Raw genomic sequence first — 15419 nt, 5'->3', positions numbered from 1 at the left:
GGAAAAAGTACGGATATCGCCGCACACCTTCCGCATTGTATGCCAAATCCTGTTCGCAACTTCCGCACCGCTCGGTGCAGACAGTAGCGAACGGGTTCCATGCCTGTCATCCTGACACAGGACACGGCGTTACGCGGTTGCTCAGAATGAGCGAGATGATTGTCGGCGCGCATGACGGGGTTGGTTCGCTCGGTGCTTCCGGCAGCGCGGCGAGCCGGCTGCTCTCGGCGACCAATATCTGGGCCGATGCGCCGCCGCCCGCTCCCGTTTCGCCGCAAGTGCCGCAGCCTGAGCCCGTCGCGCAAGCCGACGCTCCGCCCGCCGTCGTGGTCGGCAAGGCTGCACCGGTCTCGCGCCCGCAGGCGCGTTCCGACCAATGGCCGCCGCGAAAGCTCTCGCTGGCGCTCCAGGGCGGCGGCACCTTCGCCGCCTTCAGCTGGGGCGTGCTGGAGCGGCTGCTGGAAGAGCCTGACATCGCAATCGACACGGTCAGCGGCGCCAGCGCCGGCGCCATCAATGCGCTGCTGCTCGCTTCTGGCCTTGTCGAGGGTGGACGCGAAGGCGCCCGCAACCGGCTCAACCGGTTCTGGATCCGCCTGATGCACGAGGCCTCGTTCCGCTCGCTGATGCTGATCGGCGGTTTTTCGCCGGCGGGAAGCTCGGTCGCGTTCGGCCCGACGCTGCGCTCCGGCCAGTTCGATCCGTTCGATCTCGATCCGCTGCGGCAGGCGCTGGCGCGCGACATCGATTTTGCCGCCCTGCACGACGCGAGGTGCCCGAAGCTTCTGATCGCCGCGACGCGGATCCGCGACGGGCAGCAGCAAATCTTCCGCAACGATGCGATCACCGCCGACGTCGCGCTGGCGTCCACCTGCCCGCCGCTGGTTCACTGTGCCGTCGAGATCGACGGCGAGGCCTATTGGGACGGCGGCTTCGGCGGCAATCCGCCGCTGCTGCGGCTGGCGCAGGAGACGACGACGTCCGACGTCCTGCTCATACAGGTCACGCCGGCGCGCGACAGCTACGTGCCGATCACGCTCGCCGCGATCGACCGTCGGCTCGACCAGATCGCAGCCAACGCCACCCTCAATGCCGAAATCGCCGCGATCGCATGGGCGCAGGCGCACGCCGCCCCTTCGCTGCGGCTCTCCCGCATCGCGGCCGAGGATTTTTTTGAGGGTCTGGCGCAGCGCTCATCCACCGATCTCGGCCGCGGCTTCATTCGCGCACTGCACCGGAGCGGCCGCGAGGCCGCGGAGCTCTGGCTCGGGCAAGGTGCGGACGGCAACGCGCCCGCGCACGATCGAGCCGCGGCTCGCGCCGAACCTGCCTTAGCCTGATTTCGCCAAGGCCTCCTCGAGGAACCATGCCGCCGAGAGCGCGAGTGCGTCGTTACCGAAGCGCGCGATCACCTGCACACCGATCGGCAGGCCGCCGACCTTGAGGACCGGCACGTTGACGCAAGGATTGCCCATCAGCGTCCAGAGCCGGTTGTAGCGCGGATCGCCTGTCGTCGCGAGCTCCTTGGCCGGCGCGGTGCCCGGCGCCGAATAGGTCAAGAGCACGTCGACGCCTTCGAACAGCTCGCCGAGCTCGCGGCGGCCCCGACGGCTGACCCGGCGCGCCTCGTCATATTCCTTCGGCGTCAGCCCGACCGTCGCATCGAGGCTGGCGCGCAGCATCGGCGCGATCTCGTCGTGACGCTCGGAAAACTCCCAGGCCAGCGCGCGATGGGCCTCGAAGTCCTGGATGATCGGGTGGATGCGCCAGGCCTCATGCACCGCCGCGGGCAGATCGATGGTCTGCACGCTGGCACCGGCGCGTTCGGCCGCCTTGATCGCGGCCTGCAAGCCCTGTTCCGCGGCCGGCTCCACGGCACCGGCAAACTCCTGCCTGACCACGGCGATGCGCGGCGCTTTCGCCGGCGCGATGCCGGAAAATTCGCTGCGACCGGTCATCGCCAGAAGCCCGCGCGCAAGATCTTCCGCGCGCGCGCCGAACAGGCCGACCGTGTCGAGCGCCCACGAATAGCACTTCACACCGACCGTCGGCAGCATCCGGAATGACGGCTTGATCGCGGCCGTCCCGCAATAGGCGGCGGGCCGGATCACCGAGCCGCCCGTCTGGGTGCCCAGTGCCAGCGGGATCATGCCTGCGCCGACGGCTGCCGCCGAGCCCGCGGAGGAGCCACCCGGCGAATGACCTGTGTTGTGGGGATTGCGCGTCGGCGTCGGATCGCGCGAGGCAAACGCGGTGGTTGTGGTCTTGCCGATGATGGTGGCCCCTGCCCGCTTCAGCATCATCACCACAGGCGCATCAGCGCGCGGCTGCCAACCGCGATAGATCTCCGAACCCATCTCGGTCGGCATGTTGGCGGTGTCGATGATGTCCTTGATCCCGACCGCGATGCCGCGCAGCGGCCCGGAAGCCTGCGCCGTCGCGGATTTGTCATGGCGGACGAACGCTTGGACGTCCTTCTCCCTGGCCTCGATCGCCGCATGCGATTGTGCGATGGCGTCATCGGGCGAAAGCTCCCCCGCTTCGATGCGGCGCTGGAGGTCGGCGAGTGAGATCATGACAAAATCCTTGTTATTTTGATCGCTTTTAGCATCGCAGCGAGGTCGCGCAAGCGCACGTCACTGTTGCGCAACGCTCTCAGGTTGTTCCATGCTGTGCCTGCAAGGAGACGCCGTGGACGCCATCAATCCGAGCGTGAATCTGACCGAGCAAGAGCGGATCGACCGCCTGCGGCTGATCCGTTCCGACAATGTCGGGCCGCGCACCTTCCGTTCGCTGGTCGATCATTTCGGCACGGCACGCGCTGCGCTGGAGCGGTTGCCGGATCTGGCCCGCCGCGGCGGCGCCCAGCGATCAGGCCGCATCTGCAGCGCAGACGAGGCGAAGGCCGAGCTTGCCGCAAGCCGCAAGTTCGGCATCGCCTGGCTGGCGCCCGGCGAGAACGGCTATCCGTCGCGGCTGGCGATGATCGACGATGCGCCTCCGCTGCTCGCCGTGCGCGGCGACACCAAGACCCTGATGCGGCCGATGATCGCCATCGTCGGCTCGCGCAACGCGTCCGGCGCCGGCTTGAAGTTCGCCGGCCAGCTCGCGCGCGAGCTGGGCGAGGCCGGCTTCGTCGTCATCTCGGGCCTTGCCCGCGGCGTCGACCAGGCCGCGCATCGCGCGAGCATCGAGAGCGGCACGATCGCCGTGCTGGCCGGCGGCCATGATTGCATTTATCCGCCCGAGCATGGCGACCTGCTCGCCGCGATCCTCGGTCACGCGGGCGCGGCGATCTCCGAGATGCCGCTCGGCCACGAGCCGCGTGCCCGCGACTTTCCCCGCCGCAACCGATTGATCTCGGGCGCCTCGCTCGGCGTCGTGGTGGTGGAAGCCGCACACCGCTCCGGCTCGCTGATCACGGCGCGCATGGCAGCCGAACAGGGGCGCGAGGTGTTCGCGGTGCCGGGCTCGCCGCTCGATCCGCGCGCCGCCGGCGCCAACGATCTGATCAAGCAGGGCGCGACGCTCGTCACCGAGGCCGCCGACATCATCAACGCGGTGCAGCCGATCATGGAGCGGCCGCTGCTGCACCCCGCAAGCGAGCCCGACAGCGAGCCGTTCGAGAGCGATCCGCAGGGCCATGACCGCGACCAGATCACCGGCCTGCTCGGCCCGGCGCCTGTTACGATCGACGATCTCGTGCGGATGTCCGGCGCCTCCCCTGCGATCGTGCGCACGGTGCTGCTGGAGCTCGAACTCGCCGGCCGCCTCGAACGCCACGGCGGCGGGCTGGTTTCGCTGCTTTAGTTTAGGTCTCGTTTCGCTCATCGAACCGCGTGCGCGCTGCCGCGATCTGCTCCTGATGCTCGATCGCCCACTCGCCGAGCGCCTTCACCGGCTGCTGGAGACCGCGGCCGAGATCGGTGAGCTCGTAGTCGACGCGCGGCGGAATGGTCGGAAAGATCGTGCGCGTGACGAGGCCGTCGCGCTCCAGCCCGCGCAACGTCAATGTCAGCATCCGCTGCGAGATGCCGTTGATCATGCGCTTGAGCTCATTGAAGCGCTTCGGCCCGTCGCTCAGCATCATGATGACGAACACGCTCCATTTGTCGCCGACGCGGGACAGCACGGAGGCGACCCCACGGCAATCCGCATGGTTGGGGTCCGGCATTGGCTCGGGGGCAGTATCCTGCCCTGGATTTGGCTTCGCCGCGGCGGGCAAATCGGTGTTCTCAGGTTTCAATAATGTGCCCATGGCTCAAAAAAGTGCGTTCTTGCGGGGATTTTCACGGTCACTCATGTAGCTCTGGTTACAAACCTATACCAGGGTGACCCCAAATGAAACTGCTCCATATCGACTCCAGCGTGCTCGGCCCCCACTCCGTCAGCCGCCAGGTTTCCGCCGCGGTCGTCGACCGGCTCCGGCAGACGACGCCCGGCCTCGACGTCACCTATCGCGACCTGACCCAGACCCCTCTCGCCCATCTCTCCGGATCGCATCTGGCGGCCGCGCAAGGCGCCCCCGCGCCGGCGGAGCTCGCACCCGACCTCGCCGCCAGCGCGGCCGTGCTGGACGAATTCCTCGCGGCCGATGTCGTCGTGATCGGCGCGCCCATGTACAATTTCACCATTCCGAGCCAGCTCAAGGCCTGGATCGACCGCATCCTGGTGGTGGGAAAGACCTTCAAATACGGCGCGGCCGGGCCGGAAGGGCTTGCCGGCGGCAAGCGCGTGATCGTCGCGATCTCACGCGGCGGCCATTACGGTGCGGGTTCGCCTGCCGCGGCTGGCGAACATCTCGAAACCTATCTGCGCTGGGTGTTCGGCTTCATCGGCATCGCCAATCCCGAATTCATCTCCGCCGATGGGATCCAGCTCGGGCCGGAGCACCGCGAAAAGGGACTCGCCGGCGCACTTCAGGCCGCGACCAGCCTGCACGCGGCATAACGTTCGCCACGACTCAATCGTCCGGCGCAAGGTGCGTCTTGCGCCGGACGGGATCGAGCACTGTTGCAGCGATCAGCCGCGATAGATCGGCGCGCCGCTCGGAGAGGCCACCGCGCCGCCGTCCACGAAGATCTCCTGGCCCTGCACATGGGCGGAATCATCGGATGCGAGGAACAGCACCGTCTTCGCAACGTGATCGGTTTCGCCGATGCGGCCGAGCGGCGTCGACAGCGCGATCCGCTTCTCGAACGCCTTCTCGGCCTCCGGCGTTGCGATCGCTGGTCCCCAGATCGGCGTGCGGATCGCGCCCGGCGCGACCACGTTGACGCGAATGCCGCGCGGCGACAGCTCCGAGGCCATGATCCGCGCCATCGCGCGCACGCCGGCCTTGGCGGCGCCGTAAGCGGAGTAACCGGGAATGCCGAGCACCGAGATCACCGAGCCGTTGAGGATGATCGAGGCGTTGTCGTTCAGGTAAGGCAGCGCAGACTGGACGGTGAAGAACACGCCGGTCAGGTTCGTGCTGATGACTTTCTCGAACACCTCCAACGTCGCCGATCCCAGCGGCGTGCCGCCTGCGATGCCCGCGTTGGCGAAGACGGCGTCGAACTTGCCGAATTTGTCCGCGCCCTGCTTGATTGCGGCTTCCGTGGCCGCGATGTCGGTCGCATCGGCCGGCAAGGCGAGCGCGTTCGGGCCGAGTTCCCTGGCAGCCGCTGCCAGCGTCTCCTTGTTGCGCCCGGTGATCACCACCCTGGCGCCCTCCGCCACGAACAGTTTTGCGGTCGCAAGGCCGATGCCGCCGTTGCCGCCGGTGATCAGGGCCGTCTTGTTCGTCAATCTCACGTTCGCCTCCAGTGGTTGCATCATAAAACCGGATTGCGGTCTAGGCCATTTGGTTTTATGATGCAACCACACAAGCGCGTGATCGCCACGGGATCGGGCGAACGCGAAAGGACCAGGGACGATGGTGAAACGAACCAGCTTCGAGGGCGATGCCTGCCCGATCGCGCGGTCGCTGGAGGCGCTCGGCGACTGGTGGTCGCTGCTGATTATCCGCGAGGCGCTGTTCGGCGTCCGCCGCTTCGGCGAGTTTCAGAGCAGGCTCGGCATGGCCAAGAATATCCTGGCCGCGCGCCTGCGATCGCTGGTCGACCACGGCATCCTGGCCACCGCCCCCGCCTCCGACGGCAGCGCCTATCAGGAATATGTGCTGACGCCGAAGGGCCGCGGCACCTTCCCGATCCTGGTCGCGCTGCGGCAATGGAGCGAGGAGTTCGACGATCACCCCGAGGAAATCGCGACCATTCTCGTCGATCGCGACAAAGGCCGCCCGGTGAAGAAGCTGGAAATGCGCGCCGAGGATGGGCGGCTGCTCGCACCAGGCGACACGACGCTCAAGCCGCGCCGGTCATCGAAGGTGGTTGGCCGGAGCCGGTCCGGCTAAATTAGCGGATATTCAAGGCCGTCTCTTGAGTTCGGCCTTGCAGTTTCACGGGTATCGATGCTGCCGCTCTTTGCGATGAACCACGGAACGCTCTTGCGTTCCGTGGCCAGGGTCAGTCGGCGATGGATCAGACGAAGCGGAAATCGTCTGCCGCGAGCGAGGCCATCTGCAGATTGGCCAGGGTCACGGTGTTGTCGGCATCGAGCGTCACGACGACGTTGTTGCCGACCTGGGTGGTGTGCGACATCACGTCGGCGAAGTCGGCGAACAGGCTGCTCGAGAATTGCAGCACGTCGGCCCAGCCACCGGTGGTGGCGAAGTCGGTGACGGTGTCCTTGCCGAAGCCGGCGGCGAACATGAACACGTCGGCGCCCGAGCCACCGGACAGGATGTCGTTGCCGGCATCGCCCGCGAGGAAGTCGGCACCCGAGCCACCCTTGATGGTGTCGTTGCCGGCACCGCCATTGAGCATGTCGTTCTCGGAGCCGCCATCGATGTTGTCGTCGCCGTCGCCGCCGGAGACGACGTCGACCCCCGAACCGCCCTTCAACGTGTCCTTGCCGACGCCACCCTCGATCACGTCGTTGCCGGAGCCGCCGTCGACGCTATCGTCGCCTTCGCCGCCGCGCAGCGTGTCATTGCCGGCACCACCGGCGATGACATCGTTACCGGCTCCGCCATCGAACATGTCGGCGCCGTTGCCGCCTGTGACATGGTCCGCACCGGCACCGAGCACGAAGCCCTCGATGCCGCTGAAGTGGTCGGTGCCAATGCCTGCGCCGGTCGCGGTGCCGGACACCAGGTTGATGGTGACCGCACCGGTGGCGTCGGACAGATCCAACAGATCCTGACCGAAGCCGCCGTCGATGGTGTCGTCACCAGCACCGCCACGGAGCACGTCGTCGCCGAAGCCGCCGAGCAGCACGTCGTCACCGGCACCGCCGATCAGCAGGTCGTCGCCGAGGCCGCCGTTCAGGGTGTTGGCTCCGGCCGAGCCGATCAGCGTGTCGCCGAACACCGTGCCCACCGCGTTCTCGATTCCGGCGAGATGGTCGGCGCCGGGGATGTAGCCGGGATAGTAGGCCAGCCCGGAGTCGAGATCGATCGTCAGCTTGAACGAGATGTTGCTGTAGTCGATGGTGTCGACGCCGTCGCCGCCATCGTAGCGATCCAGACCATAGCCGCCGATGAAGGCGTCGTCGCCGGCGCCGCCGAACACCAGATCGTTGCCAAGGCCGCCGACGATCGTATCGCTGCCGCCGGTTCCGATCACCAGGTTCCAGTAGCCGTCCGAGAAGCCGAGGCTCTCGATGTTGCTCAGCGTGTCGGTCCCGTCCTGTCCGACGTGATCGACGACCGTGATGCTACCGCCAGCGTTGAGGGTGATGGCGTATCTGTCGATCGCGCCGGAGAAGGCCGCGATGTCGGCCCCCGCGCCGCCGTTGGTGGTGTCGTCGCCGGCACCTCCAATGATCAGATCGTCGCCGTCGTTGCCGTAGATCTCGTCGTTGCCGGCATCGCCGTAGACGGTGTCGTTGCCCTGGTTGGCGTAGATCCGATCGTTGCCTTCGCCGCCGTGGATGGTGTCGTTACCGAACGAGGTGTAGATCTCGTCGTTCCCGGCACCGCCGTCGATCTCCATGTTGGTTGAGATCCAGTCGTTGGAGATCAAGATATCGTTGCCGTCGCCGAGCAGGATCTGGCCCTGGATATCGGACCCGATCCAGATGTTGACGAAGTCGTCGCCGGCGCCGAGATCGACCTTGCCGACGATCTTGCCGGTGTTGCCGAGCCTGTCGTTGCCGTCGCCGAAGCTGACGTCGCCGGTGATGACGCCGGAGCTCTGGTTGATCAGTTCGTCGGCACCGGCGCCGAGCAGGACGTCGCCGGTGATGATGGCGCGGTTGACAATCAGATCGTCACCCTCGCCCATGTTCACCGCTGATCCGCCGGTGGCGGTGATCGAGCCGTCATTGCTCAGCGTGTCGCTGCCGCCGCCCATCGAGACGCCGCCGACGATCTGACCGGTGGCGCTGTTGGTGAGGCTGTCGGCATAGGTGCCGACCAGGTTGATCGCCTCGTTGCCGCGCAGGTCGAACCGCGCCGCATCCTCGGGGGTGACCCCTTCCGGACCGTGGCCGTCGCCCTTGATCAGGCCGTGGTTGACGATGGTCGTCACCCCCAGCGCGTTAGCGTTGCTGGAGTTGTCGACCTGGATCGCACGGCCGTAGCCGTAGATCTCGCCGCCGGCATTGTTGACGATGCTGCCGCCGCCGATCGCGATCGCTTCGGAGACGTTCGGCTCGCCGTCGTGATAGCCCTCGGCGCCGAGGCCCGAGATCTTGCCGTAGTTCACGATCTGCACCAGACCGTCGACATCGATGGCGTCGCCGTCGCTGTCGGACAGTTCGGCGGAGCGGCCCTCCATCACGCCGTGGTTGGTGATGAACGCCTTCTGCGCTTCGGTTCCGTCGGTGTCGAGATTCACCGCCGACCCGTTGCGGCCGATCATCGTGCCACTGTTGATGACGGTGACGGCATTGTCACCGGTTACGGCATGACGCGAAGCTTCCATCCAGCCGCCGGCATAGTTGGTGACCTTGCCGCCGGTGTCGCTCTGGAAGTCGATCAGGTCGCCTCCGCCCACGAACGTCGGATCCGTCGTGATCGTTCCCCAGTTGTTGACGACGCCGTCAGTGCCCGGGCGGATCACGTCGGTATCGCTGCCGTGCTGGCGGATGACGCCCCCGGCAAGGTTGTTGATCACCGCCGACGCGCCGTTGTTGTCGAAGGTGCGGAAGTCGATGACGCGGCCGTTCGCTTCGATCACGCCGGCATTGTTGACGGTGATGGTCGCGTCGGCGTGGCCGGCCCGTTCAGGGGTCAGCGCGCCGCGGACGACGCCGCCGGCCTGGTTGTTGAGGGTCATCGAGCCCGTCGCCCCCACCGTAGTGGAGAGCGCACGGGTCGAGCCTGCGATCAAGCCGGCATTGTCGATGACGGCGTTGCCACCACCCTGCCAGACGATCGCGTTGCCGGACGCCGAGAGCGTGCCGCCGGCCTCGATGGCGACGTGATCGTTGTTGTCCACGACGAGGCTCGAAGCCAGCGTCGCGCCGTCCTGGATCGTCACATCGTCGTACGATGCCGATCCGGCCACCGACCAAGTGCCTGCGGCCACCAGCAGGTTCTCGACATTGAGCGTGGCGATCAGTTCCGCCGTGCCGCCGCCGATCAGCTTGACGGTGTCGTTGCCGGCGCCGCCGTCGATCGAGCCCGGCGCGGGGTCGTCGGTGGAGACGATGATGAGGTCGTCGCCTTCACCGGCTTCCGCGGTGTCGCCGGCGCCAGCCACCAGTTCGTCGTTGCCGGCGCCGCCCTGCAGGGTGTCATAGCCTTCGCCGCCGATCAGGACGTCGTCGCCCTCGCCGCCCGTCAGGGTGTCGTCACCGTCGCCGCCCACCAGCCGGTCGTCGCCAGCGCCGCCGTCGAGTGTGTCATCGCCTGCTCCGCCAAGCAGCGTATCGTCGCCATCGCCGCCGGACAGGGTATCATCGCCCTCGCCGCCATCGAGCTGATCGTCGCCGCCGAGCCCGGCGAGGACGTCGTCGCCCCCGAGGCCGGTGAGGACATCGTCACCGAGCGCGCCGGCGAGTTGGTTGTCACCGTCGTCGCCGACCAGCACCAGCGCCTCGGTTTCGAGCACCGTGTCTTGACGATAGTCGAGGTTCTGGATGCGCTCGTCGTGCGCCCGATCGGTGTCGGCGACGTCGTAGGGCGTGTCGGAGTAGTTCGCCGCCATGTATTCGGCGAAGGCATCCTGCTCGGTGCCCTCGGTGGCGAAGTTCGCCTCCTGCCCCGCATCTGGAACCAGGTCTGGCGACAGACTGACGACGTTGGCAAAGGTGGGATTGGCCGCGATGAAGCTCGCGAACGGATAGCCGTCGCCGCCGGTGAGCAGGAAGCTCAAGGTCACGACCCGGATCGCCATCTCCGGATCGACCACCAGTTCGCCGTTCGCGACCAACGCCAGCACCGGGTTGCCGTTGTCGTCGATCAGCGCTGCCGACTGCACGCGGTTGCCGGCCGGCAAATCCTTGTCGAACGAGAATGCGATGCCGCCGACCTGGGCAAACTGGCCGGGCGTCGCGGTCGCCGTGGTCGCCGCCACTGCGTGCTCGAGCACCTTGAGCAGCTGATCCGCGGTCACCGTGACCATCGACAGCGCGTTGTTGAAGCGCAGCGAGTTGGCGATATCGAGCTGCGACACCTCGCCCGCTTCCTTGCCGACGCTGGTGTTCGCCAGCGGCGGGCTCTCCACCGCCTCGCCGCCGACCGCATAGACGTAACCGATCGAGTCGCGGATGCCGCCGCCGTTCTTGATCGAAACCAGCACGGTCGGGTCGACCTTCTGGGCGTACCACAGGTTCGCATCGGCGGAGAGGTCGCCGAGGTTGGTCTCCTCGGTGCGAGCCTCGCTGCGGCGGCCCTCGAGATAGACGTCCGTCTTGCCGAAAGTGTTGCCGTCCTGCACGTCGATGATGCCACCCACCGCCTGGGCGATGTCGTTGACCAGATCGCCGCGGCCGCCGTCGGCAAACGGATCGGCGTCGTCGGCATCCACGTCGCCGTCATGGTCGACGTCGACTGTGGTATTGCCGTCGTACAGCGAGGCGACCACCTCTTCCGTGCTGGCGTAGGCGCCATTGACCGCCGAGTTGGCGGTGTAGATCACGTTGCCTTCAGCATCGAAATCGACCACCAGCCGTCCGACATAGGAGTATTCGCCGGAGGTGTTGACGATAAGCGCGGTTTTGCCGTCGGCGTTCGCGGTGACGATCGGATAGGTGTCGGCAGCGGTATCGCCGGCACGGAGCGTGTCGGTCTCGTCCGCCAGCAGCGTATGCGAGCCGCCGGCGACGATGACGTCGACGCCGTGCAGCAGGGGCGCCAGCGCCTTTTCGAGCGCGAGCTGCTGCAGATGGCTGACCAGGATGATCTTGTTGATGCCCTGAGCCAGCAGACCGTCGATCGTCGGCTGCAGGATTGCCGCCAGCGCCGCCATGTCATCGACATTGTCGCCGATCACTTCGACGCCGCCGGTCGAGGAGATGCTCTGCACGATCTGGGTGGTCGCGCCGATCACGCCGATCTTTTCGCCGTTCTCCTCGATGACCGTGGCCGGCGCGATCTTCTTGCCGATACCGGCCACCGGCGGGAAGCCGGTGTAGGCGTCGGCATCCTGGATCGTGCCGGTGTAGACCGAAGCGAGATTGGCATCGGCCGAGAAGTCCAGATTGGCCGCGAGGTACGGGAACTGCGCGCCGGGATAGCCGGCGGTCTGCTTGATGATGTCGGCGAACGCCTTGGTGCCGGCGTCGAATTCGTGATTGCCGATCGCCGAGGCCTGCACGCCGATGATGTTCAGCATCGCCATGTCGGCGGTGCCGAAGCCGGGCGAGATGTTCAGCGTCTCGGCAGCGAGGCCGTAATAGGTTTCCAGCGCGGTTTCGTAGACCTCCTTCAGCGAGCTGTCGCTGCCGGCGCTGAAGAACGGGCTGGGAATGAAATTATCGCCCGAAGACAGCGTGATCGAGTTCGCGTAGGTCTCCTCGAGATAGTCGACGATCGCCGCGAAGTTGCCGGCGCGATCGACCGCATTCAGACCCGCCTCGAAGTCCGATGCATGCAGGATTTGCAGCGTGTAAGCCGGGGTCGGCTCCTGTTCCCCGAGATTGAGGCCCACGATCACCGGATCGTGGTCGGACACCCGGATCGAGGAGTCGCCGTCGAAGATCGAGGTGTCGCGGCCATAGTCGGTGTTGTAGTCGAGCGCGTCGGCCTCGTCGGCATTGATGTGCCAGGTGGTCACACCGGACACCTGCGTGCCGAGGCTGGCATTGGCGAAGGCATAGTCGAGCGTGCCGGTCTGGCCGTCGAACACATAGGAATAAGCGCCGTCCTCGCGATCCTGCAGATTCTCATAGCCCGCGCTCTCGATGAGAGCGGTCGACTGCTCCTTGGCGTAGCCGTTGAAATCGCCGAGCAGCATCACGTCCGGATCGCCCGAGCCGGTCGGATCGCTCGCCGCCCAGGCGGTCAGCGCGGTGGCGGCCAGCTCGCGCTGGTTCTGCCAGTTGCCCTGGCCGTCGCCCTGATCGGAATCGGCGCCGGAGCCGGTACCGCTCTTGGACTTGAGATGGTTGGCGATCGCCGTGAAGGTTTCGCCGGTCGCGAGTTCCTCGAAGGTCACCGCAAGCGCGTTGCGGCTGGTGTTCTCGCCGTCAAACACCGCACCGACCGTGCTCTGCCCGAGCAGTCCGCCGAGGCCGAGGCCGGGCAGGTCGGCGTCGTTGAGGATCTCGATGGTCGTACCGTCGGCGATCTTCACCGCGGTGGTGTCGTAGATGAAGCCGACCGCGATGGCGTCGCCGCCAACGAACTGCCGGCCGGGATCGACCCAGGCATAGGTACCGGCCCCAGCCACGGCATTGAGCTGTTCCACCAGATACTTGATGGCATTGCCGGACGATGCAGCGGAGAAGTCGTTCTCCAGTTCGGTCAGCGCCAGCACGTCGACGTCCATGTCGAGGATGGTCGCGACCAGCTTCTCGGTCTGACGTGCGAACTCCGCGGCGTTGTCGGCACCGCGCGGCTCTTCGCCGATCGCGGTGTTGCCGCCATTGTCGAGCGTGGTGAAGTAGTTCAGCACGTTGAAGCTCGCCACCTTCAGGCGGCCGCCGACGTCTTCCGGCGCATCGGTGCGCGGATTGTCGCCGGCTCCGAAGGTGTTGGCACCGTCCTCGACCGAGCGTATCCGCCACGTCGCCCCCGAGGCAGAGTTGCCGGCCCACTGATAGTCGAGCACGCCGGTCAGGCCGGTGATGGTGTCGCCCATCCGCGCCGCGTCGGCGGTGCCGTAGTTCGGAGTGGCAGACGGGTTGTCGTTCGGATCGAAGCCGTCGAGGTTGTTGATCGCGGCGTTCTGGACGTTCAGGCCGTCATCATATGTGATGGTGCGGGCGCCGAGCTCGGCCAGATGCGCCTGGTAGGCGGCGGCATCGGGCGCGTTCTCCTGCGTGAACTGTTCGGGCCGTTCGCCCGCTACCAGCTTGATCTCGTTGAAGCGGTCGAGATTATACTGCTCGGTGACGGTCAGGGTCTCAGGGATCGTGACCAGCATGCCTTCATAGGCTTCAAGATCGGGCTGGTAGTCGCCGTCCTGGCTCAGCGTGGTGCCCATCGACGACAGGTCGATCTGCACCGCCATCGTGTCGACGTCGGCCACCGCGCCGGCCTGGACGACCGAGATGTTGCTCGCGGTCAGCTCTGTCAGACCGAAATATTCGCTGATCGAGCCGGTCACGCGCACCCGGTCGCCGATCTGGACGTCGGTGGCGCCGCCGTAGACGAATATTGCCTCGGAGGTCAGGACATTGCCGTCGGAATCGGTGGTCTCCTCCTGGAGATAGAAGCCGTTGAGATTGCGGCCGGCGTCGGCATCGCCGTTCTGGAAGTCGCCGACCACGATGGCTTCGACGGTCACGGTCTGGCCGACCATGGCACTGCTGGCCCCGCTACCCTGAATCGTGCTGATCTTGGTGATACCGACGTCGTCGTTGACGATGGTGCCGGTCGCCGTCGCGGCGCTGCCGATCGTGGTGGTCACGGCCGCCGAATTGGAAACGTTCTGCAGCGTCAGCGTGAAGCTCTCGTTCGCCTCATTGCCGGTGTCGCCGGCGACGGTGACGGTCACGACCGCTGAGGTCTGTCCGTCAGCGATGCTGCCGCTGAAGCTGACCGGCTTGCCGCCGACATAGTCGGCCGCATCGGTCTGCGCCGAAGCGATCGTTCCCGAGAACGCGACGTCGCCCGTCGTGCCGCCGCTCCGCTCGACGGTGAACTGATAGACGGTCGGACCGCTGTTGCCTTCGTCATGCGAGACCGTGATCGACGCCGGCGCGAAGGCGACGTGCTGCGCTTCGACCGACGATTCGGACGAACTGGTGACGCGGATGTCGTCGATACCGACCCACTCGTCATTGCCGGCGGCGTTGGTGGTGAGAATGCGAACCTGGATGTCGTTGCGGCCGTCGACGGCGGAGGGCAGCAGCAGATCGAACGGCGTCACCTGGGTCGCGGCGCCACCGGTGGTGGCGTCGGCGGCGTAACCGCTCGGAACGTTGGTCCACGACCCGCTCGAACCGAGCCGGTACTGCACGTTGATCTGCTGCGCGGAGTCGTCCGTGCCGGCGTCGAGGTCGCGTGCATTGAAGCTCAGCCGGACATCTTTGCGGCCGGTGGCGTCGAGATGGATCACGAGGCTGGGGGCATCCGCGCTGTTCGAGCCGTTCAGCGCCACCGTCGGGTTGGCGATCTGGAATTCGGCCACACCGCCGTTGGTGATTGCGGTGTTGGTCTGGTTGGCGATGACGTCGACGTCTCCCGACGACGATCCGGTAGCCGTACGCGCGTCCACCCCGGTGGCCGAAACGACATCGTTGCCGAGATAGCCGACGATCGATGCGACTCCCGACCAATCATCGTTAGTCGTGATGAGGCCGGTGTTGGACCAATCCTGCAGGAAATCGCCGTTCGCCAGGACATGGGGGGTCGTCGACATGTATCGCACTCCAGCGCTTGAGAAGAAGACGTCGCGGATCACCGCCTCACGGCATGCGTGAGGGCGCGGTCCAGACGGCCGATGGTTAACGGATCGTTAATGCGCGTTGATAGAATGCCGACGACAACAGATCGGTGACTGCTTCTTAACGGGTCGGTGAAGTCGCACTATGGAAAGTGACGCGAAGACCGCGCGAACCGACGACTCCTTGCGGCGTGCTCGACGGTCGGCCGGCAGCGATCGCCATTGAGTCATCGCGCTAAAGCTTGATCAGCCCGCCGCGAGGGACGACCACGCCAGGCTTCGGTTGCCGGCCGGTGCGGCCGAATTCCGAACCAGAGCGGCGTTTCGTCGCAGGATGTCGCGCCTCGTTGCCACTGGAACGCGTTTTCGCGCACG

8 protein-coding genes are annotated in these 15419 nt (G+C 66.3%); 4 read left to right on the top strand and 4 right to left on the bottom strand.

All coding sequences use genetic code 11. The features are described 5' to 3' along the window. Positions 1-146 precede the first annotated feature (146 nt). Entirely contained in the window at positions 147-1340 is a 1194-nt protein-coding gene (locus tag AX729_RS06870; protein ID WP_061021381.1) for a patatin-like phospholipase family protein, read from the top strand. Here the strand turns inward: AX729_RS06870 and AX729_RS06865 are convergent. Beyond that, entirely contained in the window at positions 1332-2576 is a 1245-nt protein-coding gene (locus tag AX729_RS06865) for an amidase (protein WP_061021379.1), read from the bottom strand. The genes AX729_RS06870 and AX729_RS06865 overlap by 9 nt on opposite strands. 91 nt (positions 2577-2667) lie before the next feature. Between AX729_RS06865 and dprA the strand changes: the two genes are divergently transcribed. Then, positions 2668-3810, top strand: a complete 1143-nt coding sequence (gene dprA, locus AX729_RS06860) for a DNA-processing protein DprA (protein ID WP_061021377.1) — start codon at positions 2668-2670, stop codon at positions 3808-3810. Between the two features lies 1 nt (position 3811). Here dprA and AX729_RS06855 read toward each other — a convergent pair whose 3' ends face one another. Further along, complete coding sequence (locus AX729_RS06855; protein WP_061021375.1) at positions 3812-4258, bottom strand: winged helix-turn-helix transcriptional regulator; 447 nt, start codon at positions 4256-4258, stop codon at positions 3812-3814. Positions 4259-4341: 83 nt separating this feature from the next. Between AX729_RS06855 and AX729_RS06850 the strand changes: the two genes are divergently transcribed. Next, positions 4342-4950 carry an FMN-dependent NADH-azoreductase gene (locus tag AX729_RS06850; RefSeq protein WP_061021372.1) on the top strand — a complete coding sequence of 203 codons (609 nt, stop codon included), beginning with the start codon at positions 4342-4344 and terminating at the stop codon, positions 4948-4950. Between the two features lie 72 nt (positions 4951-5022). On the opposite strand, the gene AX729_RS06845 is transcribed toward AX729_RS06850, so the two are convergent. Further along, on the bottom strand, positions 5023-5796 hold the full coding sequence (locus AX729_RS06845) for an SDR family oxidoreductase (protein ID WP_061021428.1): 774 nt from the start codon (positions 5794-5796) through the stop codon (positions 5023-5025). A 121-nt stretch (positions 5797-5917) separates the two neighbouring features. Here AX729_RS06845 and AX729_RS06840 point away from each other — a divergent pair, with 121 nt between their 5' ends. Then, positions 5918-6397, top strand: a complete 480-nt coding sequence (locus AX729_RS06840) for a winged helix-turn-helix transcriptional regulator (protein WP_061021369.1) — start codon at positions 5918-5920, stop codon at positions 6395-6397. A gap of 127 nt (positions 6398-6524) precedes the next feature. On the opposite strand, the gene AX729_RS06835 is transcribed toward AX729_RS06840, so the two are convergent. Further along, complete coding sequence (locus AX729_RS06835) at positions 6525-15020, bottom strand: ExeM/NucH family extracellular endonuclease (RefSeq protein ID WP_061021366.1); 8496 nt, start codon at positions 15018-15020, stop codon at positions 6525-6527. Positions 15021-15419: the final 399 nt, after the last annotated feature.

Origin of the sequence: Bradyrhizobium sp. CCH5-F6, assembly GCF_001556045.1 — a bacterium.
Taxonomy (GTDB): Bacteria; Pseudomonadota; Alphaproteobacteria; order Rhizobiales; family Xanthobacteraceae; genus Bradyrhizobium.
The sequence above is the reverse complement of the archived record's forward strand: the minus strand, read 5'-3'. Positions and strand labels throughout refer to the sequence as shown.

Coding starts and splice junctions, on each gene's coding strand:
- AX729_RS06865 (WP_061021379.1), bottom strand. CDS start 2,576: ATGATCTCACTCGCCGACCTCCAGCGCCGCATCGAAGCGGGGGAGCTT.
- AX729_RS06840 (WP_061021369.1), top strand. CDS start 5,918: ATGGTGAAACGAACCAGCTTCGAGGGCGATGCCTGCCCGATCGCGCGG.
- dprA (WP_061021377.1), top strand. CDS start 2,668: ATGCTGTGCCTGCAAGGAGACGCCGTGGACGCCATCAATCCGAGCGTG.
- AX729_RS06850 (WP_061021372.1), top strand. CDS start 4,342: ATGAAACTGCTCCATATCGACTCCAGCGTGCTCGGCCCCCACTCCGTC.
- AX729_RS06835 (WP_061021366.1), bottom strand. CDS start 15,020: ATGTCGACGACCCCCCATGTCCTGGCGAACGGCGATTTCCTGCAGGAT.
- AX729_RS06855 (WP_061021375.1), bottom strand. CDS start 4,258: ATGGGCACATTATTGAAACCTGAGAACACCGATTTGCCCGCCGCGGCG.
- AX729_RS06870 (WP_061021381.1), top strand. CDS start 147: ATGAGCGAGATGATTGTCGGCGCGCATGACGGGGTTGGTTCGCTCGGT.